This window comes from Neisseria sp. P0021.S006, from assembly GCF_051956895.1.
Genome location: NZ_JBQCWZ010001176.1, coordinates 1 through 469, shown reverse-complemented (window position 1 = coordinate 469; position 469 = coordinate 1). Strand labels below are relative to the sequence as shown.

General features: G+C 51.4%; 1 protein-coding gene. It reads right to left on the bottom strand.

The window, feature by feature from the left end; all coding sequences use genetic code 11:
* Nucleotides 1–444 (bottom strand): dihydropteroate synthase (locus ACTHUM_RS19335; RefSeq protein ID WP_440403910.1); only part of this gene is annotated, 444 nt, incomplete at its 3' end.
* Nucleotides 445–469: the final 25 nt, after the last annotated feature.

The following is a 469-nucleotide window of genomic DNA, read 5'->3' as shown; positions in this document are numbered from 1 at the left end:
ACCCTGCATGTGCATGAGACACACGCCTGTATTCGGCTGTTGCGCCAACAATGCGACTGCGCCTTTATCACTCAATGCGGCAACATCGTTGATAATATCGACGCCACCTTGCGCCAAGGCTTTTTCCATAATCACCGTGCGGCGCGTGTCCAAGCTGACGGGAACATTCCACTTGGTGACTTCCGCCAAAACCGACTGCACCCTTGCCCATTCTTCTTCGAGAGAAACATCATCCGAACCCGGGCGGGTAGATTCGCCGCCGATATCGAGAATATCCGCGCCGTCTTTCAGCAGCTGCTCGGCATGTGCCAATGCTATTTGGACATTTTGCGAATAGGTGCCGCCATCGGAAAATGAATCGGGGGTCAGATTGACGATGCCCATGATTTTTGGTTTGTCTAAGGCGATTTCAAATCGGCCTGCCTGCCAAATGTGCGTGTTCATAATGCTTCCATTGATGAAATAATAG